Annotated in this window: 21 protein-coding genes; all 21 read right to left on the bottom strand. The window is 71.5% G+C overall.

Features of this window, described 5'->3' with window-relative positions; translation table 11 throughout:
* Nucleotides 1–26: 26 nt before the first annotated feature.
* Nucleotides 27–755 (bottom strand): RNA polymerase sigma factor FliA, encoded by a 729-nt coding sequence (locus tag ACQGNW_RS08925; RefSeq protein ID WP_426662790.1) that lies wholly within the window; start codon nt 753–755, stop codon nt 27–29.
* Nucleotides 752–1,687, bottom strand: coding sequence for a MinD/ParA family ATP-binding protein (locus ACQGNW_RS08920; RefSeq protein ID WP_426663641.1), 936 nt, complete (start codon nt 1,685–1,687; stop codon nt 752–754). Before ACQGNW_RS08920 ends, ACQGNW_RS08925 begins: the two co-directional genes overlap by 4 nt.
* A 14-nt stretch (nt 1,688–1,701) precedes the next feature.
* Entirely contained in the window at nt 1,702–3,033 is a 1,332-nt protein-coding gene (gene flhF, locus ACQGNW_RS08915; protein ID WP_426662789.1) for a flagellar biosynthesis GTPase FlhF, read from the bottom strand.
* Between the two features lie 127 nt (nt 3,034–3,160).
* A complete protein-coding gene (gene flhA / locus ACQGNW_RS08910; RefSeq protein ID WP_426662788.1) occupies nt 3,161–5,248 on the bottom strand; it encodes a flagellar biosynthesis protein FlhA in 2,088 nt (695 codons plus the stop codon).
* Nucleotides 5,249–5,263: 15 nt separating this feature from the next.
* On the bottom strand, nt 5,264–6,400 hold the full coding sequence (flhB, locus tag ACQGNW_RS08905) for a flagellar biosynthesis protein FlhB (RefSeq protein WP_426662787.1): 1,137 nt from the start codon (nt 6,398–6,400) through the stop codon (nt 5,264–5,266).
* A gap of 3 nt (nt 6,401–6,403) precedes the next feature.
* Complete coding sequence (gene fliR, locus ACQGNW_RS08900) at nt 6,404–7,171, bottom strand: flagellar biosynthetic protein FliR (RefSeq protein ID WP_426662786.1); 768 nt, start codon at nt 7,169–7,171, stop codon at nt 6,404–6,406.
* Nucleotides 7,171–7,440 (bottom strand): flagellar biosynthesis protein FliQ, encoded by a 270-nt coding sequence (gene fliQ / locus ACQGNW_RS08895; protein WP_426662785.1) that lies wholly within the window; start codon nt 7,438–7,440, stop codon nt 7,171–7,173. Before fliQ ends, fliR begins: the two co-directional genes overlap by 1 nt.
* Before the next feature lie 730 nt (nt 7,441–8,170).
* Nucleotides 8,171–8,986, bottom strand: coding sequence for a flagellar type III secretion system pore protein FliP (gene fliP, locus ACQGNW_RS08890; RefSeq protein WP_426663640.1), 816 nt, complete (start codon nt 8,984–8,986; stop codon nt 8,171–8,173).
* A 20-nt stretch (nt 8,987–9,006) separates the two neighbouring features.
* Nucleotides 9,007–9,411 carry a flagellar biosynthetic protein FliO gene (gene fliO / locus ACQGNW_RS08885; RefSeq protein WP_426662784.1) on the bottom strand — a complete coding sequence of 135 codons (405 nt, stop codon included), beginning with the start codon at nt 9,409–9,411 and terminating at the stop codon, nt 9,007–9,009.
* A 4-nt stretch (nt 9,412–9,415) separates the two neighbouring features.
* Nucleotides 9,416–9,763: a flagellar motor switch protein FliN gene (fliN, locus tag ACQGNW_RS08880; RefSeq protein ID WP_426662783.1), complete on the bottom strand. Its 348-nt coding sequence runs from the start codon at nt 9,761–9,763 to the stop codon at nt 9,416–9,418.
* A complete protein-coding gene (gene fliM, locus ACQGNW_RS08875; protein ID WP_426662782.1) occupies nt 9,760–10,776 on the bottom strand; it encodes a flagellar motor switch protein FliM in 1,017 nt (338 codons plus the stop codon). The genes fliN and fliM overlap by 4 nt, the downstream gene beginning before the upstream one ends.
* 16 nt (nt 10,777–10,792) lie before the next feature.
* A complete protein-coding gene (locus ACQGNW_RS08870; RefSeq protein ID WP_426662781.1) occupies nt 10,793–11,281 on the bottom strand; it encodes a flagellar basal body-associated FliL family protein in 489 nt (162 codons plus the stop codon).
* A 263-nt stretch (nt 11,282–11,544) separates the two neighbouring features.
* Nucleotides 11,545–12,573 (bottom strand): flagellar hook-length control protein FliK, encoded by a 1,029-nt coding sequence (locus ACQGNW_RS08865; RefSeq protein WP_426662780.1) that lies wholly within the window; start codon nt 12,571–12,573, stop codon nt 11,545–11,547.
* 292 nt (nt 12,574–12,865) lie between these two features.
* On the bottom strand, nt 12,866–13,291 hold the full coding sequence (gene fliJ, locus ACQGNW_RS08860) for a flagellar export protein FliJ (protein WP_426662779.1): 426 nt from the start codon (nt 13,289–13,291) through the stop codon (nt 12,866–12,868).
* Nucleotides 13,288–14,655 (bottom strand): flagellar protein export ATPase FliI, encoded by a 1,368-nt coding sequence (gene fliI, locus ACQGNW_RS08855; RefSeq protein ID WP_426662778.1) that lies wholly within the window; start codon nt 14,653–14,655, stop codon nt 13,288–13,290. The genes fliJ and fliI overlap by 4 nt, the downstream gene beginning before the upstream one ends.
* Nucleotides 14,652–15,284: a FliH/SctL family protein gene (locus ACQGNW_RS08850; RefSeq protein WP_426662777.1), complete on the bottom strand. Its 633-nt coding sequence runs from the start codon at nt 15,282–15,284 to the stop codon at nt 14,652–14,654. Before ACQGNW_RS08850 ends, fliI begins: the two co-directional genes overlap by 4 nt.
* On the bottom strand, nt 15,284–16,300 hold the full coding sequence (fliG, locus tag ACQGNW_RS08845) for a flagellar motor switch protein FliG (protein WP_426662776.1): 1,017 nt from the start codon (nt 16,298–16,300) through the stop codon (nt 15,284–15,286). Before fliG ends, ACQGNW_RS08850 begins: the two co-directional genes overlap by 1 nt.
* The gene (gene fliF, locus ACQGNW_RS08840; protein WP_426662775.1) at nt 16,290–18,005 is read right to left on the bottom strand and encodes a flagellar basal-body MS-ring/collar protein FliF; all 1,716 of its coding nucleotides are present in this window, start codon (nt 18,003–18,005) and stop codon (nt 16,290–16,292) included. Before fliF ends, fliG begins: the two co-directional genes overlap by 11 nt.
* A gap of 46 nt (nt 18,006–18,051) precedes the next feature.
* The gene (gene fliE, locus ACQGNW_RS08835) at nt 18,052–18,378 is read right to left on the bottom strand and encodes a flagellar hook-basal body complex protein FliE (protein WP_426662774.1); all 327 of its coding nucleotides are present in this window, start codon (nt 18,376–18,378) and stop codon (nt 18,052–18,054) included.
* Nucleotides 18,379–18,493: 115 nt separating this feature from the next.
* A complete protein-coding gene (locus ACQGNW_RS08830) occupies nt 18,494–19,921 on the bottom strand; it encodes a sigma-54 interaction domain-containing protein (protein WP_426662773.1) in 1,428 nt (475 codons plus the stop codon).
* A 349-nt stretch (nt 19,922–20,270) separates the two neighbouring features.
* On the bottom strand, nt 20,271–20,825 hold the full coding sequence (locus ACQGNW_RS08825; protein WP_426662772.1) for a PilZ domain-containing protein: 555 nt from the start codon (nt 20,823–20,825) through the stop codon (nt 20,271–20,273).
* Between the last annotated feature and the right edge of the window lie 98 nt (nt 20,826–20,923).

Below are 20,923 nucleotides of genomic sequence, written 5' to 3'. Positions count from 1 at the left end.
CCCGGGGATGGTGGGATGGCGAGGTTTCAGTCGCGCCAGCCGGCCAGCTGCGCGCGCAGCCGGATCACGGCCTGGCCGTGGATCTGGCACACCCGCGACTCGCTCACGCCAAGCACGGCACCGATTTCCTTGAGGTTCAACTCCTCCTCGTAGTACAGCGACATCACCAGTTGCTCGCGCTCGGGCAGCTCGCCGATCGCCTCGACCAGCGCTTCGCGCATGCCGTGGTGCTCGATGCCCTCGTCGGGGGCGAGGCTGTTCTCGTCGGCCACGTCGAGCACGCCGGCCTCCTCGCCGTCGTCCGACGCGGTGAGGCTGAGCAGGCGCGAGGAGACCGCGTCGGAGAGCACCTGGTGGTACTCCTCCGCGCTGATGCCGAGCCGGCGCATCACCTCGGCGTCGTCCGCCTCGGCGCCGGTCTCGGCCTCGATCTGGCGGATCGTCTCGGCCACTTCGCGGGTCTTGCGGTGCACCGAGCGCGGCGTCCAGTCGGCGCGGCGCAGCTCGTCCAGCATCGCGCCACGGATGCGGATGCCCGCAAACGTCTCGAAGCTGGCGCCCTTGTCGTGGGCAAAGTGGCGTGCCGCCTCCAGCAAACCGATCATTCCCGCCTGGATCAGGTCGCCCACGTCGACGCTGGCCGGCAGCCGCCCCATCAGGTGATAGGCGATCCGGCGGACCAGCGGCGCGTGCCGACGTACCAGTTCGTCGGCACTCTCGCGGGAGAGTTGCAGATATTCCGAAGCCGCGTTCATCCCGGCATACCCCCGGCCGGAGCCGTCCGGCCACCGAAGAAGGAGATGCGGTCGAGACCCGCGCGCCCGGGCTCGATCCACTTATCGACCGCACCGGCCAGTTTCTTGAATGCCCGCGCCGACGGGCTCGACGGCCACAGCTCGACCACCGCGGCCTGGCGCCGGATCGCCTGGCGCAGGCGTTCGTCGTGCGGCACCCAGCCGCAGAAGTCGATCGCCACGTCGAGGAAGCGGTCGCTGACCCGCGCCAGCTTCTGGTGCAGCAGCCGCGCGTCGCCCTCGTTGCGCACCATGTTCGCGACCATGCGCAGGCGGCGCACGCCGAAGTCGCGGCTGAGCACCTTGGCCAGGCCGTAGGCGTCGGTCAGCGAGGCCGGCTCGTCGCACACCACCAGGATCACCTCGGTGGCGGCGGCGGCGAACATCGTCACGTTGTCGGCGAGGCCGGCGGCGGTGTCCACCAGCAGGTATTCGGGCGGCCGTGCCAGCTCGTCGAAGGCGCGGATGATCGCCGCCAGTTCGCCGCTGTCCAGCTGCGCCAGCCGGCGTGCGCCGGAGCCGGCCGGCACCACTTGCAGGCCGCACGGCGCGGGCAGCAGCAGCTCCTGCAGCGTGCACTCGCCGTCGAGCAGGTGGCCGATGTGGCGCGGCGGGGTGAGGCCGAGCATCACGTCGACGTTCGCCAGGCCGGTGTCGGCGTCCAGCAGCATCACCTCGTGGCCGGCAGCGGCCAGCGCCACGCCGAGGTTCACCGCCAGCGTGCTCTTGCCCACGCCGCCCTTGCCGCCGGCCACCGCGATCGTGTGGCAGTGGCGACGCGCGACCGACACCGCGGCGAGCAGGCCGTCGGCCTGGTGGCCGTCCGTGGCCGCCGGCGCGGGGCGGCTGACCATCGCCGCCAGCATCTGCTTCAGACCCGAAGCCTGGTTCATCGCGAGCACCCCGTTCATGCCTGGGCCACGGCGAGGCCGAAGCGCTCGGCCATCACGCTGTCGTCTGGCGCATCGCCCTTGAGCGACTGCGCGGCGCGGCACACCAGCACGCGCGCGTCGGCGGCGGCGATGTCCTCGGGCACGCGCTGGCCATCGGTGACGTAGTCCAGCGGCAGCCGGTGGCGGATCAGCACCGACAGCGCGCCGCCCAGCTTCGGCGCCTCGTCCAGCTTGGTGAGGATGCAGGCGTGCGGCTTCAGCTCGCGGTACGCGCGCACCGCCTCTTCCAGCGACGCGGTCTGCGCATTCGCCGCCAGCACCAGGCACGAACGCAGCTCGCCGGCATCGGCGAGGATCTCCAGCTGCTGCGCCAGCCGCGGGTCGCTGCCGGCCATGCCGGCGGTGTCGATCAGCACGGTGTGGCGGCCCTGCAGCATCTCCAGCACCTTGCGCAGGCTGCGCGCGTCGTAGGCCGGATACACCTGCACGCCGAGCAGGCGGCCGTAGTGCTCCAGCTGTGCGGCGGCGCCGATGCGGTAGTGGTCGGTGCTGACCAGCGCCACCCGCTCGGCGCCGTGGCGCATCACCGCCTTCGCAGCGAGTTTCGCGATGGTCGTGGTCTTGCCCACGCCCGTGGGGCCGACCAGCGCGACGATGCCGCGGCCGTCGTCGCACAGCTGGCGGCCGCTCACCGCGAGGCTGCGGCTGAGCATGCCCAGCGGCAGGTAGCGCGCCTGGTCGGCGTTGATCTGCTCCGGCAGCTCGGCCACCAGCGTGCGCGCCACGTCCGCTTCGATGCCGAGCCGGGTCATCTCGCGCAGGATGCGCGCGCGCAGCGGCTGGCGCCGCTCCAGGTCGTTCCACGCCAGGCTCGACAGCTGCAGCTCCAGCATCGCGCGCAGGTCGCCCAGCTCGCTGCGCAGCTGCGCGGTGTCGCGCGCGGCGCGCTCCATCAGCGGGTACGCCGCCGGCTCCGCGGCCGCAGCGGGAACCGCGGCGACGGCAGGCGACGCGACCGCATGCATGCGGCGTGGGGTGCTCGCCGGCGGTGGCGGCGGCGGCACCGACGACGCGGGCTTCGCCGGGGCGGCCGGCGACCGCGCCGGAACCGGCGCGCGCTCGGCCGGCGCTGCCTCCGCCTCGTTCGCGACGGCCTTCGGCGCGACCGGCGCACCGTGCCGGGCCGCTTCGCGTACCAGCGCCTCGTCGTAGTCGATCGCGGCGATCACCTCGATGCCGTCGTCCATCCGGCGCGTGGACAGGATCACCGCATCCGGCCCCTGCTCCTCGCGCACTTCGCGCATCGCCTGGCGCATGTCCGGCGCCACGAAACGTTTGATCTTCATGCGTGCTTGCTCCGCGAGCGGAATCCGGAAGCCGCGACCGGCGATTCGTCAACCGCCGGGACGCCGCAGGACCGCCGCGCCGACCGCCTTTCCGAACCCCGCATCCCGATATCCAAGTCCCTGCTCCTCATCGCCCCAAGGCCTGCACCAGACGCACCCGACGGTTGTCGGGCACCTCGTTGTAGGCCAGCACGTGCAGGTTTTGTGCCACGTGCCGGGTGAAGCGCGCGAGCCATGGCCGCAGCAGCGGCGGTACCAGCAGCACCGCCGGTTCGCCGCTCATTTCCTGGCGCCGCGCGGCTTCGGCCACGCTCTGCTGCAGGCGGTCGGCGAGGCCGGGCTCCACCGCGGCGCCCGCCACGCCGCCGGACATCGAGCCGAGCAGGATCTGCTCCAGCTCCGGCGCCAGCGTGATGACCGGGATCTCGGTGCCCAACCCGGCGATCTCCTGCACGATCTGCCGGCCCAGCGCCACGCGCACGGCGGAGGTGAGAACGCCGGGATCCTGACTCTGCCCCGCGTGCTCCGCCAAGGATTCGACGATGCCGCGCATGTTGCGGATCGGTACCCGCTCGGCCAACAGGTTCTGCAGCACCTTCACCACCACGCCCAGGGTCAGGCGCTTGGGGACCAGGTCCTCGACCAGCTTCGGCGCGCCCTGCGCCAGGCGATCCAGCAGCTGCTGCACGTCCTGGTGGCTGAGCAGCTCGTGCGCGTGGCCCTGCAGGATGTGCGACAGGTGGGTGGCGATCACCGTGGCCGGATCGACCACGGTGTAGCCGTAGCCCTGCGCCAGTTCGCGCTGGCCCGGCTCGATCCACACCGCCTCCAGGCCGAAGGCCGGGTCCTGCGTGGCGATGCCCGGCACCGTGCCGTGCACCTGGCCGGGATTGATCGCGAGCAGGCGCTCGGCATGCACCTCGGCCTCGCCCATCGGCACGCCCATCAGCATGATGCGGTAGGTGTTGGGGCCGAGGTCGAGGTTGTCGCGGATGTGCACCGCGGGGATCAGGAAGCCGAGCTCCTGCGAAAGCTTGCGGCGCACCGACTTGATCCGCCCCATCAGCTCGCCGCCCTGGTGGGTGTCGACCAGCGGGATCAGCCGGTAGCCCACTTCCAGGCCCAGCGGATCGACGCTGGCCACGTCGTCCCAGCCCAGCTCCACGCGTTCGGCGGGCAGCGCGGCGGCTGGCGTCTCGGCGGGCGCGGCGGCGAGCTGCTCGCGGGTCTCGCGCTGGCGCTTGAACAGCAGCCAGGCCGCGCCACCGCACACGCCGCCCAGCAGCAGGAAGGCAAGGTTCGGCATGCCGGGGATGACGCCCATCACGCCCAGCACCACCGCCGCCACCGCCAGCGCACGCGGCTGCCCGAACACCTGGCCGGCGAGCTGGCGGCCCATGTCCTGCGCGCGCGACACGCGGGTGACGATGATCGCGGTGGCCACCGACAGCATCAGCGCCGGCACCTGCGCCACCAGGCCGTCGCCGATGGTGAGCAGGGTGTAGGTGTGGGCGGCGTCCGCGGCGGACAGGCCGTGCTGCATCACGCCCACGAAGAAGCCGCCCACGATGTTGATGATGAGGATCAGGATGCCCGCGGTGGCGTCGCCGCGCACGAACTTCGAGGCGCCGTCCATCGAGCCGTAGAAGTCCGCCTCCTCGCGTACTTCCTGGCGGCGCTCGCGTGCCTGCTCCTGGGTCAGCAGGCCGGCGTTGAGGTCGGCATCGATCGCCATCTGCTTGCCGGGCATCGCGTCGAGGGTGAAGCGCGCGGTCACCTCGGACACGCGGGTGGCGCCCTTGGTGACCACCACGAAGTTGATGATGGTGATGATCGCGAACACCACCAGGCCCACCGCGAAATTGCCGCCGATCACGAACTCGCCGAACGCCTCGATCACCTTGCCCGCGGCGCCGGGGCCGTCGTGGCCGTGCAGCAGCACCACGCGGGTGGAGGCGATGTTCAGCGCCAGGCGCAGCAAGGTCGCCATCAGCACCACGGTGGGGAACGCGGCAAACTCCAGCGGCCGCATCACGTAGACCACCGCCAGCAGGATCACCAGCGACAGCGCGATGTTGAAGCTGAACAGCATGTCGAGCAGGAACGGCGGCAGCGGCAACATCATCATCGCCAGCATCACCAGCATCATCACCGGCGCGCCGGCGCCCCGTCGCGCCAGCTGCTTGAAACTGCCCAGTACCTGCGTGCCCGTCATGGATTTGACTCGTGCTCAGTCGCGATAGGGACCCATCAGGTCGGGATCGACCTCGGGGTTCGGCGCGGCAGGCGGCGCCTCGCCGCCCGCCTTCGCCTGCTTCAGCTGGAAGACGTAGACCAGTACCTGGGCCACCGCCACGTACAGCGCGGCGGGGATCTCCCGGCCCAGCTCGGTGGTGGCATACAAGGCGCGTGCCAGCGGCGGCGCCTCGACCAGCGGAATCCTGTGGCTGGCCGCCACCAGGCGGATCTGCTGGGCCAGCATGTCCACGCCCTTGGCGATCACCCGCGGCGCGCCCATGCGGCCGTCGTCATAGCGCAGTGCCACCGCGAAGTGGGTGGGATTGACCACCACCACGTCGGCCTTGGGCAGCTCCTCCATCATGCGGCGGCGTGCCTGCGCCATCTGCACCTGGCGGATGCGGCCCTTGATCTCCGGGCTGCCCTCGCTCTCCTTCATCTCGTCCCTGATCTCCTGCCGGCTCATGCGCAGGTTCCTGGTGTGGTCGTACTTCTGGTACAGCGCGTCGATGCCGCCGATCAGCGCCAGGATGCTGCCGAACCACAGCGCGGCCTGGCCCAGCAGGCCCAGCGCCTGCGCGATGCCCGCCGTCACCGGGCCGCGCCCGGTGGCCTGCAGCGCGCCCTGCCAGTGGCGCAGCAGCAGCGCCAGCACCGCGCCGATGAAGACGAGCTTCAGCAGCGCCTTGCCCAGCTCCACCAGGCCGCGCAGCGCGAAGATGCGGCCCAGCCCCTTGATCGGGTCCAGCCGCTCGAACTTCGGCTCCAGCGCCTTGCCGCTGAAGTTGAGCCCGCCCAGCAGCAGCGGCGCCGCCAGCGCGGCCAGCAGCGTGGCCAGCGCCACCGGCGCGAACAGCGCCATCGCCTCGTGCATGGCCGCGTGCAGCGCGCGCGCGGGCAGCGCGTCGGAAAACAGCGCCTCGCGCGAATAGCCCAGCCCCAGTCCGAAGATGCGCCGCGCATGCTCGAACGACGCGCGTCCGCCGGCCAGCAGCGCCGCCACGCCGGCCAGCACCACCGCCGCGCCGCTGAGGTCGCGCGATCGCGGGACCTCGCCCTTCTCGCGCGATTCCTTGAGCCGTTTCTCTGTCGGCTGTTCGGTTTTTTCCTGGTCGCTGTCGTCGCTCACGCGCTAGCTCCCCAGCAGGTGGCGCATCAGCTCCCAGGCGCTGTCCTGCAGGGCGCCGAACGCGCCGGGCAGGCTGCGCAGGGAGAGCCACAGCGCGATGAAGCCCAGCGACACGGTGATCGGGAAGCCCACCGCGAACAGGTTCATCGACGGCGCCGCGCGGCTGATCGCGGCGAAGCCGATGTTCACCACCAGCAGCGAGGTCATCGCCGGCAACGCCACGCGCACCGCGCCGCCGAACAGCTGCACGCCGAACGCGAGCACCGCGTGCAGGCCGTTGGCGTCGATCGCGGGTCCGCCCGGCGGCAGGCTGCGGAAGCTGTCGGCGAGCAGCGCGACCAGGCGCAGATGGCCATCCATCGCCAGGAACACCAGGGTCACCAGCACCAGGTAGAACTGGCCCAGCACGTTGGCATTGCCGCCGGCCTGCGGATCGACCACCTCGGCGAAACCCAGGCTCATGCCCTGCCCCACCAGGCCGCCGCCGAACTGCACCGCGTCGAACACCAGCTTCAGCACGAAGCCCACCGCCGCGCCGGCCACCACCTGGCCCGCCATGTCGAGCATGCCGGCGAGGCCCAGCACGTCCACCGCCGCCGGCGCCAGCGGCGCCAGCACCGCGGTGAGCACCAGCGCCACGCCCAGGCGCACCCGCATCGGCATCACCGTGGCGCCGAACACCGGCGCCACCAGGCACAGGCCGCCCACGCGCGCCAGCGCCCACAGGAATCGGCCCAGCCACAGCGACAACCAGGCCAGGTCCAGCGTCATCACCGGATCACCCCGGGCAGGCTCCCGATCAGCTGCGCGGTGTAGTGCACCAGGAGGCGCAGCATCCACGGCCCCGCGATCAGCGCCACCAGCGCCATCGCGATCAGCTTGGGGATGAAGCTCAGCGTCATCTCGTTGATCTGCGTGGCCGCCTGCACCACGCCGATCAGCAGGCCCACCGCCAGCGCGGTGAGCAGCAGTGGGGCCGCCACCAGCATCGCCACGTAGAGCGCGTGCTGGCCGATTTCCATGATGGATTCGGGGGTCATGGGCGCATCTCTTTTTGCGCAGGGCGCGGCATCCGCGTCTCGCCCACGCAAGTTTCAAAGCGGTTTCGAGCGCCTGCCGGCGCCCGAGTTACTTCTCCTTTGCTTGTCCAAAGGAGAAGTAACCAAGAGGAAACGACACCCCGATGGCGCGCCCTCCAGGCATCCTGCCTTCCGGGTGCGCGGGCGGGTTCCGGGGTTTTTCGACGGGACTCCTGTCCCGGCGAAAAACTGGCCGGCATCCATGCCGGCCATCCTGCGGACTTTCCTCCACCCGCCCGCCGCGCCATAGGGGCCCCGGGTAGAGCAGCGCGCTCCCGGCGCGTAGAAGCAACAGCAAGAGCGCGCAGCGCTGCGCTGCGGCTTCTGGCGCGCACGATGCGCGCCTGCTTTTCTGGGGCCCCTGGGCGGCGGTGAGGCGGGGACGACAAGGCCGCGCAGCGGGCGAGCCCACGGATGGGCTCGCCTTTTCGCGCGGGCAAGAGCCCGCTCGAAAAGCCCGGCACCGACTCACGGACTCGTAGGGCAGGATGCCCGGAGAGCGCCAACCGGGGTGGCCTTTCTCTTTGGTTACTTTCTCTTTGGCCACGCAAAGAGAAAGTAACTCGGGCGCCGCAGGCGTACGAAAGCTCTTGGCAAGCAAACCAGCCGGCAGCCAACGCCCCCGCGAGCACCCGCCCCTCACCCCAGCCCTCTCCCCGGAGGGGAGAGGGAGTAAACGTCCGCGCGCCGCTCACGTGTAGAAGCTCCCCGCCAGAGTCCCGAGCAGCAGCGTCCACCCGTCCACCAGCACGAACAGCATGATCTTGAACGGCAGCGAGATGATCGTCGGCGAGACCATCATCATGCCCATCGACATCAGCACACTGGCCACCACCAGGTCGATGATCAGGAACGGGATGAACAGCAGGAAGCCCATCTGGAACGCGGTCTTCAGTTCCGAGGTGAGGAAGGCCGGCATCGCCACCTTGAATGGCACGTCGGCCTTGCTGGCGTAAGGCTGCTCGCCAGCCAGCCGGGTGAACAGCGCGAGATCGGCCTCGCGGGTCTGGTCGAGCATGAAGCGCTTGAACGGCGCGGTGGCCGCCGGCAGCGCCTGCTCGGCACTCAGCTGGCCGTCCATGTACGGCTTCACGCCGTCGGCGTAGGCGCGGTTGAGCACCGGCGACATCACGAACAGGGTGAGGAACAGCGCCAGCCCCAGCAGCACCTGGTTGGGCGGCGTGGACTGCGTGCCCAATGCCTGGCGCAGGAAACCCAGCACGATGATGATGCGGGTGAACGCGGTCATCATCAGCAGGATCGCCGGCAGCAGGGTCAGCACCGTGAGCAGCGCCAGCATCTGCAGCGACAGCGTCCAGTTCTTCGCGCCGCCCGGCGCGTCGCGCACGGTCAGCACGGGGATGCCCGCGCCGCCCAGGCCCGTCGGGCCGGCCGGCATCGACAGCGCCGGCATGGCCGGTGCGGGCGCGGCGCCGCGTGCGGCCTGCGGTGCGGCCCAGGCCAGCAGCGGCAACAGCAGCAGGACGAGCGCGAGCCAGCAGCGCAGGACGGGACAGCGACGGGGCCTCACGACTTGCCCTTCCAGCGCGACAGCAGCTGCGCGAAGGAGGGCACCTCGGGCGCCGGCGGTTCGGCCGCGGCCGGCGCCACGCCCTCGTAGACGTGCAGCGTGCGCATGCCGCCCGGGCCCACGCCCACCAGCAGGCGCTTGCCGTCGGCGTCGAGCAGCAGCACGCGGTCGCGCGCGCCCACCGCCATCGCCTCCACGCAGCGGATGCGCCGTCCGCCGGGCCGGCTGCGCAGCTGCATGCGGCGGCTGAGCCAGCCCGCCACGAAGATCAGCGCCACCACCGCGACGAGGCTGAGCAGCACCCGCAGCAGCTCGCCGCCCACGTCGACGTCGGCGGCCGGCAGCGCCGCCGGCGCCAGCGCCGCGACGATCCCATGCGCCGTTCCCCGTGCCCCGTTCACGGCGTCACCGCAGCTTGCGCACGCGCTCGGCGGGGCTGATCACGTCGGTCAGGCGGATGCCGAACTTCTCGTTGATCACCACCACTTCGCCGTGGGCGACCAGGGTGCCGTTGACGAACACGTCCAGCGGTTCGCCCGCGGCGCGGTCCAGCTCCACCACCGAGCCCTGGTTGAGCTGCAGCAGGTTGCGGATGCTGATGCGGGTGCGCCCGACCTCCATCGCCAGGGTCACCGGCACGTCCAGGATCATGTCGAGGTTGACCTCGCCGGCACCCGCGGCGGCGCCGCGCAGCGAATCGAACTGGACGCGTTCGCCGGCGTCGTCGGCCAGGGCTTCAGTGGACTGGTTCATGCGGTTTCTTCCCGGATGGACAGGTCGCCGGTGGTGCGCACTTCGCGCCGCCCGACCTGGGTGTGGAAACGGACGGCGTTGCGGCCGTTGGCCTGGCCGTAGCGGCCGCGGAACAGCGGCACGTCTTCGGCGTAGACGGTGGCCAGTTCGGGCAGCTGGATCGGCAGCACGTCGCCGGGACGCAGGTGCAGGAACTCGCCCAGGGTCAGCTCGATGTCGAGCAGCTGCGAGCTCAGCGGCACCTCGGCGTCGAGCACCTCGTCGCGCAGCAGCTCGGCCCAGCGGTCGTCGCGATCGACGCGGTCGCTCTGCACGCCGGCGTCGAGCAGGGTGCGGATCGGCTCGACCATCGCGTACGGCAGGGTCAGGTGGATCTCGCCGCCGCCGCCGTCGAGCTCGACGTGGAAGCGCGACACCACCACCGTCTCGGTGGGGCTGACGATGTTGGCGAACTGCGGATTGATCTCCGAGCCCTGGTATTCGAACTGCAGGCCCAGCACCGGCGCCCACGCCTCGACCATCGCGGTGAACAGCTCGCCCAGCATGATCTGGATGACGCGGTTCTCGGTGGCGGTGAAGTCGCGGCCCTCGATGCGCGCGTGGAAGCGGCCGTCGCCGCCGAAGAAGTTGTCGATCACGGTGAACACCAGGCGCGGCTCGAACACCACCAGCGCCGTGCCGCGCAGCGGCTTGATCCGCACCAGGTTGAGGTTGGTGGGCACCACCAGGCCGTGCACGTACTCGGCGAACTTCAGCATCTTCACGCCCAGCACCGAGACCTCGCAGGTCTTGCGCAGCACGCTGAACACGCCGGTGCGGAAGAAGCGCGCGAAGCGGTCGTTGACCATCTCCAGCGTGGGCAGCCGGCCGCGCACGATGCGGTCCTGCTGGGTGAAGTCGTAGGAGATCACCGCGCCGGGCGGCAGCGGCTGGTCGCCGCCGGTTTCCACCGCGCCGTCGGCCACGCCGTCGAGCAGCGCGTCGATCTCGTCCTGGGAAAGCAGGTCGCTCATGCGCGCACCGTCCCCGTCACTGCATCACGAAGCTGGTGAAGTACAGCGCGTCGATGCCGGGCTTGCCCTGCCGCGCCTGCACGATCCTGCGCACCGCCTGCAGCGCCTGCTCCTGCAGCTTCTGGCGGCCGGCGGCGCTGCTGATGATCGAGTACTCCTGGTTGCTGAACAGCGACACCAGCGCATCGCGGATCACCGGGTCGGCGGCCTTCGCCACCTCGATCGCGTGCGGGTCATGCGACATCAGGGTCACCGCCACCTGCAGGTAGCGCAGGGAATCGCCGTCGCGGAAATTCACCACGAAGGGCGGATCCAGCGGCAGATACAGCTCGGCCCCGTGCTCCGCGGCCTGCCGGCCGACCTGTTCGTGCGCGGCCTTCCGCGCCTGCCAGACGTAGCCGCCGGCGGCCAGCGCCAGCAGCGCCACGATGCCGACCAGCAGCGGACCGCGCCGCTTGCGCGGCGCCGCTGCCGATGCCGCTTCAGCCTGTTCCTCGTTCGCCATGAAAACTTCACTCCACCCGGTTGACGGTCGCGCGCCATGGCGCGCCTACCGTGTCAAAGCAATCCATGTGCCATGCGCCGGAAGCCTTGCGGCAAGCGGGTTCGCGGTTGCCCGCGCGCAAACCGAACGGTGCGACGGCGCTTTCTTGACGCGCGCCGGAAGCCTGTCGCGACGCAATCGCGACGCGCTCCGCGGACAGGCGCGCAACGCAAAGCGCCCGCCGCCGCGGGCGCGGGGCGGGCGTGTACATCGGGGGGCTGTTCTCAGGCGAACGCGTCGAGCAGGCCGACCCGGCTCGTGGCGAGCGGCAGGCCGGCGCCGTGCGTGTCGCCGACCTCGTCCACGGCCGCGTGGGCGCGCCGCTCGCCGCGCGCGTGCTCGTCGCCGCGACTCTGCTGCTGCCCCACCTCGGCATGGCCGAGCGAGAGGCCGTGCCGGGCCAGCATGTGGTCGAGCTGCGGCAGGCTCTGCTGCACGGCCGCGACGGCGGCCGGGTGCTGCGCGCTGAACACCACGTCCACGCGGTCGTGGCTCACGCTGAGATGCACGTCGAGCGTGCCCAGGTCCTCCGGATGCAGGCGGATTTTCGCCTGCTGGATGTCGTGCCGGCCCAGCCACGCCACCTGCTGGCCCAGCTCGCCGGCGAAGCCCGCGCTGCCCGGCGGCGACGACAGCTGCAGCTGGGGCAGCGCCGGCGCCGGCGCCGCGGGTGCCGACACCGGCGTCGTGGCCAGCGCCAGCGCCGCCAGGCCGTGATCCTTGCGCGCGTCGACGGCGGTCGAAGCGAGCGCGTGCTCCACGCCGGCGGCGATGCCGGCCGGGCTCGCGCCCGGCGCGGTGGCGGCGGCGACGGCTGCGGCGAGCGCCTCGCCATCCGCCCCCGTGCCTTGCGGCGTCGCGGTGCCGTCCACTCCCGTGCCTTGTGACAGTACGCTCGCCCTGGCCTGGCCCGAGGCCGCGCCATCCGCGGACACCGTAGCGTCGTCCGCCGCGGGCGAGGCCCCCGCCAGGCTACCCGCCGCCTGGCCCAGCAAGGCGAGCATCGCGCCGGCCAGCGTCGCGGCGGCTTCCTCGTCGGGCGTCCCGGATTTCGATGTGCCGGCCGTCTTCGCGGCAGCCGTGACCGCGTCACCGGCCTCGGCAGCGAGCGGCGCGGCAACCGCCGGCGCGGCCTGCGCCATGAGCAGGGCGGCATCGAGCGGCGCGGCCGCCGCCTGCCCGCGCGATGTCGCGCCCGCCGCAGGCAATGCGTTCGTCGCCGATGTCGCGGGCGTGGTGGCAGGCGTCGACATGTTCGGCTCCGGGGTTGGCTTCGCCGCGGCGTCCGCGGCTGCAGGCGCGCCTTGCGCGGGCGCCGCCGGCGACGGCGCAGGTGGCGGCGGCTGCGACGGCGAGGGCGCGCTCCTGGCTGCCTGCATATGCTGGTCGAACGGGCTCGGCGCCGCCTCGTCGCGCGGTGCGGCGGCGGGAGCAGCGGGGGCGCCGCGCACGCTCGGTGCGGCGGGCAGCGGTGGGAGTGCGGCGGGCGGTGTCATGGTGAATGGACTCCTCGGCTGGGGCGGCGCGGCATCGCGGCGGTGCGCTTCAGCGCGGCCGCCGATGCTGCATGCGCTCGTCGATCTCGGCCTGTTCGCGCCGCTCCTCGGCGCGGCGTTCGTGTTCCTGGTGCTGCGCGACCACGCTGTCCAGCGCGCTCTCGCGCGCATGCGCCTGCTTCCAGCGGTCGCGCACCTGGTCCAGCCGGCGGTGCTGTCGATCGATCTCGGCGGCCTGCTGCGCGATCGCCTGGTCGATGCGCGCGATGAACTGCTGGCGGTTGAGCAGCGCGGTGACGCTGACCGCTCCCTCCTCCGCGGCGGCGTACTCGTTGCGGTAGCGCTCCAGCTCGCCGAGCTGGTGTTCGGCCCTGGCCAGCTGCTGCTGCTGCGTGGCCAGTTGCGCCAGCACGTCCTCGGTGTGCTGGTGGGCCTGGTCCACCGCCGGCTGCAGGCGTCGCGATCGCGAGTTCATTGGGTCACCTGTGCGGCGAGCTGGTCGAGCCGTTCGACGGCGGCACCGAGCGTCATCGGTTCGTCCACTTCCTGCTGCAGGAAGTCGCGCAGTTGCGGCCACAGCTCGATGGCCAGGTCCACCTGCGGGTCGGAGCCTTTCTGGTAGGCGCCCACCGCGATCAGGTCGCGCTGCTGGCGGTAGGCCGAGTAGACGCGGCGGAAGCGCTGCGCCGCCTGCATGTGTTCGCGCGCCACCACCTGCGGCATCACGCGGCTGATCGAAGCCTCGATGTCGATCGCCGGGTAGTGGCCGGCCTCGGCGAGATCGCGCGAGAGCACGATGTGGCCGTCGAGGATCGCGCGCGCAGCGTCGGCGATCGGATCGTGGCGGTAGTCGTCGCCCTCGGTGAGAACGGTGTAGAACGCGGTGATCGAACCCCTGCCCTCGGCATCGTTGCCGGCGCGCTCGACCAGCGCCGGCAGCAACGCGAACACCGACGGCGGATAGCCCTTGGTGGCCGGCGGCTCGCCGATCGCCAGCGCGATCTCGCGCTGCGCCTGCGCGTAGCGGGTCAGCGAGTCCATCAGCAGCAGCACGCGCTGGCCGCGGTCGCGGAACCACTCGGCGATCGCGGTGGCGTACTGCGCGCCGCGCAGGCGCTTCAGCGGCGGCGCGTCGGCCGGCGCCGCCACGATCACCGCGCGGCGGCGGCCTTCGGCCCCCAGGGTGTGCTCGACGAACTCCTTCACCTCGCGGCCGCGTTCGCCGACCAGCCCCACTACCACCACGTCGGCGTTGGTGTAGCGCGTCATCATGCCGAGCAGCGTCGACTTGCCCACGCCGGAGCCGGCGAACAGGCCCAGGCGCTGGCCGCGGCCCACGGTGAGCAGCGCGTTGATCGCACGCACGCCCACGTCCAGCGGTGCGTCGATCGGCTTGCGCGCCATCGGGTTGATCGCCTCGTTCTTGAGCGCGGCATGCTCGTCGGCGTCAAGCGGGCCCAGGCCGTCCAGCGGCAGGCCGTCGGCGCCGACCACCCGCCCCAGCAGGTGCATGCCCACCGGCAGGCCGCCGCTGCGTGCGCAGGGACGCACCCGCGCGTTCGGCAGCACGCCGTGCATGTCGCCCACCGGCATCAGCAGCAGGCGTTCGTCGGCGAAGCCGACCACCTCGGTTTCCAGTTCGGCGCCGTCGGCGGTGTCGACCAGGCAACGCGCGCCCAGCGCCGCCTCGCAACCCTCGGCCTCCAGGGTGAGGCCGACCACGCGGCGCAGGCTGCCCTCCACGGCCAGCGTGTGCGCCGCGGCGGCGCGCGCAGCCTGGCTCGCGAACTGGCGCTGCCAGCGTTCGCGGCGCGCGGCCGGATCGGCGGCGGCGTTCATGCGTCGCTCCCCGCGGACCCGGCGCTCTCGCCGAGCACGGCATCGATCACCGCCGCCAGGCGCGTTTCCACCCGCGCGTCGAGCCGCGAGTGTTCGCTCTCCATCCGGCAGTCGCCGCGCGCCAGCGCGGGATCGGCCAGCAGCTGCCAGTGGCGCTCGGTCGCGCCCAGCTCCTGCAGCAGGGCCAGGTCCTGCGGATGCAGGTGCACGCGCAATTCGCGGGTCGCCGCCGGCAGTGCGTCGGCCGCCTCGCGCACGGCACGCGCGACGAGCTCGGGCGAAAGCCGCAGCTCGCGCGCGACCACCCGGCCGGCCGCCACCATCGCCAGCCGCGTCAGCTCCCGTGCGACCTGTTCGTCGAAAGCCTGCAGCGGACGTGCCGCCGCCGCGCACAGCGCATCGAACTGCGCCATGCGTTGCCGCAGCTCCTGCGCCGCTGCGGCCCGCCCTTCGGCGAGGCCGGCGGCGTGGCCTTCGTCGCGCGCCTGCTGCTCCAGCGCTTCCAGTTCGCGCACGGTGGGCTGCGGCGGCGCCGCCTCGGCGGTCGGCGCCGGCTCCGGCGCGGCGCCGACATGCGGCAGCTCCCAGCGCCGGACATCCATCGCGGCATCGTGGATCGCGGCTGCCATCAGACGTAGTCATCCCCGCCGGCGCTCAGGCTGAGCTGGCCGGCGTCGGCCAGCTTCCTGGCCACGGCCAGCACTTCCTTCTGCGCCGCATCGACCTCGCTGAGGCGCACCGGCCCCTTCACCTCGAGGTCGTCGCGCATCATGTCGGCGGCGCGCTTGGACATGTTCGCGAAGATCTTCTCGCGGATCGCCGGCTCGGCGCCCTTCAGCGCGGTGATCAGGATGCCCGACGGCACCTCGCGCAGCAGGGTCTGCATGCTGCGGTCGTCCAGTTCGGCGAGATCCTCGAACACGAACATCAGGTCCTCGATGCGCCCGCCCAGTGCTTCGTCCTGGCTGCGGATCGCGGTCATCAGCTCGGCCTCGCGACTGCTGTCCATCGCGTTGAGGATGTTGGCCGCCGCCTTCAGCCCGCCGACGTTGGCGGACTTCAGCTTCTTGGTGTTGCCGTTGAACTGGCGTTCCATGATCTCGTCCAGTTCGTTCAGCGCGTGCGGCTGCACGCCGTCGAGGGTGGCGATGCGCATCACCGCGTCGGAACGCACGCGCTGCGGCAGGTAGCCGATCACCTCGGCGGCCTGGTCCGGCTCCAGGTGCGCCAGCACCAGCGCGATGATCTGCGGATGCTCCTGGTTGATCATCTCGGCGATCGCGCGGCTCTCCATCCACTTCAGCGATTCCAGCCCCTTCGAGCTGCGCCCGAGCAGGATGCGGTCGATCAGGCCGCCGGCCTTGGTCTCGCCCAGTGCGTTGGTGAGGATCTTGCGGATGTATTCCTCGGTGCCCACGCCCAGCGAGGTCTGCCGGCCCATGTCTTCGTCGAGCTTGTCGAGCACTCCGCTGACCTGCTCGCGCGACACGCTGGAGAGCGCCGCCATCGCGGTGCCGACCGCCTGCACGTCGCGCGCGCTCAGGTGCTTGAGCACCTCGGCCGCGTCCTGCTCGCCGAGCGTCAGCAGCAGGATCGCCGCGCGCTGCGCGCCGGTGACGGGCGCGTCGGAACGGTTAGTTGCCATCTTCGCTCACCCAGTTCCTCACCACTTGCGCCACCTGCCTGGAGTTTTCGCCGACCATGCGGCGCGCCTGGCCGATGCGCTGTTCGTAGGCCAGTGCCGGCGCCCCGTCGAGGCGGACCGGCTGGCTGCCCGACAACTGGCCGGCGGGAGCCGGTTCGTCGTCGCCCACCCGCACCGAGACGGTCGGCAGCGGCCCCGTCACGACTTCCTTCGCCGGCGCGCTGCGCAGCAGGCCCTTGAGCAGCGGGCGCAGCAGGCCGAACGCCACCAGCAGCGCGATCAGCACGCCGAGGCCCTGCTTGATCAGATCCAGCGCGCCGGGGCGCTCCCACAACGGCGTCGCCGGTGCCGCCTCCGGCGTGGCGTTGCGATGGAACGCCTGGTTGACCACGCTGACGCTGTCGCCGCGCTGGGCATCGAAGCCCACCGCGTTCTTCACCAGCTCGGTGAGGTGCTGCAGCTCCTGCGCGGTGAACGGCACGCTCTTCGGTTCGTTCTTGCCGCCGGCACCGGTGCCGCCCACCAGCTTGTCGTCCACCACCACCGCCACGGTGAGGCGGGCCAGTCGGCCCGCCGGATCGCTGACGTGGCTGATCGTGCGGTCCAGCTCGTAGTTGCGGGTGGCGCTGCTTGAACTCTGGCTGTCGCCGCTGCTCGTCGTGGTCGACGCCGTGGCGCCCGCTGCGGCGGCCGCGCCGGCATTCGGCTTTGCCGCAGTGGGCTGCGCCACGGTCGGCGGCGGCTGGTTGCTGAGCGCACCGGGCACGCCGCCGGCGGACCCGCCGCCGGTGCGCTGCTCGCTGCTGACCTGCTCGCTGCGCAACGCGGGATGGTCGTGGTCGTAGGTCTCGCTGGCCTTCTCGGTCTGGCTGAAATCCAGGTCCGCGTTGACCTGCGCGCGCACGCGGCCGGGGCCGACCAGCGGCGTCAGCAACTCCTCGATGCGCTGGGCATAGGTGTTCTCGATGCGCGTGGCCAGGCGCAGGCGGTCGTCGCCCGCTTCGTCGGAACTGCCCGCATTGCTGGTCAGCAGCCGGCCCTGCTGGTCGACCACCGAGACCTGGCCGGGATCGAGCCCCGGCACGCTGGACGCCACCAGGTGCACGATCGCCGCCACCTGCCCCGCGTCGAGCTGGCGGCCCTGGTACAGCGTGAGCAGCACCGAGGCGCTGGCGCCGTGGCTGTCGCGGATGAAGGCCGAGGGCTTGGGCAGCGCCAGGTGCACGCGCGCGGCGCGCACCGACTGCAGCGAGGCGATGGTGGAACCGAGGTCGTTCTCCAGCATCTGCTGGTAGCGCGTGCGCTCGGCCAGGTCGCTCATGCCGAACGGCGAGTCGCTGGCCGGCTGCGCGTCGAGCGCGGCGCTGCCCTGCGGCAGACCCTTCGCCGCCAGCCGCAGCCGCAGCGCGGCGAGGTCGGCGGCGGGCACCATGATCGAGGTACCGTCGCTGCCCAGCTTGTACGTGGCGTCGGAGGCCTGCAGCTCCTGGGCGATCGCCGCGGCATCCTTCTGGTCCAGCCCCGCGTACAGCAGGCCGTAGTTCGGGCCGCGCGACCACAGCACCACCGCCACGCCCAGCGCCACCGCCGCGGCCACCGCCACCAGCAGCGCGAGCTGGCGCGCCGCCGGATTGCGGGTGATCTGCTTGAGGGAGTCCAGGCGCGCGCCGCTGTTGTCGGTCGTCGCGATGGCGTTGTCGGCCATGCTGCTGCTCGTCGGTCAGGGCTGTTCGGTGATCGTGGCGCCGGCGTCAGACCGGCATGTTCATGATGTCCTTGTAGGCGTCGACCAGCTTGCTCTGCACCGCCACCACCGTGCGCAGCGAGAGCTCGGCCTTCTGCACCGCGATCATGGTGCGGCCGAGGTCGGCACCGGGATCGCCGCGCTCGAAGCTCGCGGCCATCCGTCCCGCCTCCATCTGGCTGTTGCCCACCGCGGCGATGGACTGCCGCAGCAGCGACGAGAAACTCGCCGGTCCGCTGCCCGGCGGCGCCTGCACCGCGGTTTCGGGCATGCGCACCTGCGCCGTCATCTGGCGCATCTGGGCGAGCAGGTTGTTGACGTCGATCGTGCTCATGCCGCGTGCTCTTGGCCGATGGAAGGAAGACGGAATCCCGTCGCGCGACGGGTTTGCAGGTGGTGGATGCACGAGCCGTGCCACGCAATGCACACAGCGCGCGAGGCGTTGTGCATCACGCCGCGAGACCGTTCGCCTGCAGGCCGTACTTGCGCAGCTTCTCCACCAGCGTGGTGCGCTGCATGTGCAGCAGGCGCGCGGCATGCGCCACCACGCCGCCGGTGGCGTCGAGCGCCTGGCGGATCAGTCCCACCTCGATGTCGGCGAGGTGGTCCTTCAGGTCGATGCCGTCCTCCGGCAGCAGGCGTTGTGCCTCGTCCGCCGGCTGCACGCCGGCAGACGCCGGCGTGTGGACGCCTTCCATCAGCGCCAGCAGGGCCGCGCCATGCGCTTCCTCGCCGACCGGCGTGTGGCGGTATTTCGCCGGCAGCTCGCTGGCGCGTACCTCGCCGTGCGGGCACAGGATCGCCATGCGCTCGACCAGGTTGGCCAGTTCGCGCACGTTGCCCGGCCACGCGTGCTCGCGCAGCGTCTGCATCGCGCCGGCGCTGAAGCGCGCCACGTCGAGGCCGCGGCGGGCGAGCCGCTGGTTGAACTCCTCGATCAGCACCGGCAGGTCCTCCAGCCGCTCGCGCAGCGCCGGCAGCTCCAGCGGGAACACTGAGAGGCGGTAGTACAGGTCCTCGCGGAAGCGGCCCTCCGCGATCGACTGCTCCAGGTCGCGGTGGGTGGCGGCGATGATGCGCACGTCGCAGCGCTGGGTCTTGGTGCCGCCCACGCGCTCGTACACGCGCTCCTGCAGCACGCGCAGCAGCTTCACCTGCATCGGCAGGCTCATGTCGCCGATCTCGTCGAGGAACAGCGTGCCGCCCTCGGCCAGCTCGAAGCGGCCCTTGCGCGCGCTGATCGCGCCGGTGAAGGCGCCCTTCTCGTGGCCGAACAGCTCGCTCTCCAGCAGCTCGGCCGGGATCGCGCCGCAATTGATCGCCACGAACGGCTTGTCGCGGCGGGCGGAATGCTCGTGGATGGCGCGCGCCACCATCTCCTTGCCGGTGCCGGACTCGCCGAGCACCAGCACGGTCGAATCGAACGGCGCCACCTGGCGGATCAGCGCGTTGACGCGCACCATCGGCGCCGACTGGCCCACGAAGCGCAGCGCGCCGGACGACCCGCCGGGCGGTCGCGCGTGGATGCCGCGCAGCGCCTCGGCCACCTGTTCGTAGCGCAAGGGAAATTCCAGCGCGGCCACGCGCGCGGCGGACGGCGCGGCCGCCTTCGCGCAGCGCGCGGCCAGCGGCGCATCGGCGGCCAGCAGCACCGGCACGTGGCCGGCGGCGTCGCCGAGCAGGGCCAGTTGGCGCTCCGCTGCGCGCTCGCTCTCGACGTGGCCTACATAGACGGCCTGCCAGGCGTGGGTGGACTCGTCGACGGACTCGCAGTCGCCCGCGCACTGCGGCCGGTAACCCAGGAAGTGAAGCGCCGACAGCACGGCTTCGGCGCGCGCCACATCGGACTCGATGACGAGGAAATCGAATTTCTGCACAGCCCCTTCTCCTTACTGCACTTGTCGCGGGCCCCTCGGCATCCAGCGGGGCACGCAGTTCGTCAGCGCCGGCTTTCCGTCACCGGCTCGATGAACGAAGTGCAACAAGGGGGCCAACTTTGACGGCCCGCGCGACAGCGGAATGTCGCGCCTCGACGGAATCACCGCAGCGGCAAGTCGCCGGCATGCGCAGGAGTCCGTCGCAAGTGCATGAAACGAAAGGCCATCACAAGACAGCCATAGCGTGACGAAGACATCCGGGAGCACGTGACGCGCGTCGGAAAAATCCCGGCGGAGGTTTCGCAACTGTGATGGATATCACATGCGAAATGTCGACCCGGTTCGCCGTTCAGCCGAGCAGCTGGCGCGCCTCTGCCACTTTGCGTCGATGATGGCGGAACACGAGACGCTCAATCGCGTCACCTGTCGCGTCGCCCTGCGTCGCGAACTCCACAAAGCTTCGACCATCGTCGAATGCACGCGCCACGCGGCCCGCCAGTTCGAGCGGCAGGCTGCGGCAGGCGTCGAAGCGCAGGCGCAACAGCAGGCCGTCGCCCGGCGGCACCAGCGCGGCCGGCAACAGGGCGCCCACGGCGTTGAAACGCAGCGCCTGGCGTGGCGGCAGCGCGGCGGCAGGCACCAGCAGCTGGTTCACGATCTCCACCAGCGCGGTGAGCTTGGCATCCATGCGCAGGATTTCCTGCATCAGCGGATTGTCGTCGTCGCCGAGGTCGGCGTGGCGCTCCTCCAGCGCGGCCAGCGTCGCCAGCGTGTTCGCGTTGCGCTCGGCCAGCCGCTGCAGCTGCTCCTGCGTCGGCGGCCAGGCCAGCGGCTCGCTGTCGGCGTGCAGGTGTTCCTCGCTGCTCAGGCGTTGCTCGAATTCATCCCAGCTGCTGGCAGTCATGTCCGCTCCGCGTGGCTATCCGGGCCGCCGTCCGGCCCGTGGCTGGTGTTGCCGCAGCAAGATGCTCGCCGGGCGCCTGCAGATCAAGCCCGACGCGG

Origin of the sequence: Rhodanobacter aciditrophus (assembly GCF_050026795.1) — a bacterium.
GTDB lineage: Bacteria > Pseudomonadota > Gammaproteobacteria > Xanthomonadales > Rhodanobacteraceae > Rhodanobacter_A.
This window is presented reverse-complemented; position numbering and strand designations above follow the sequence as displayed.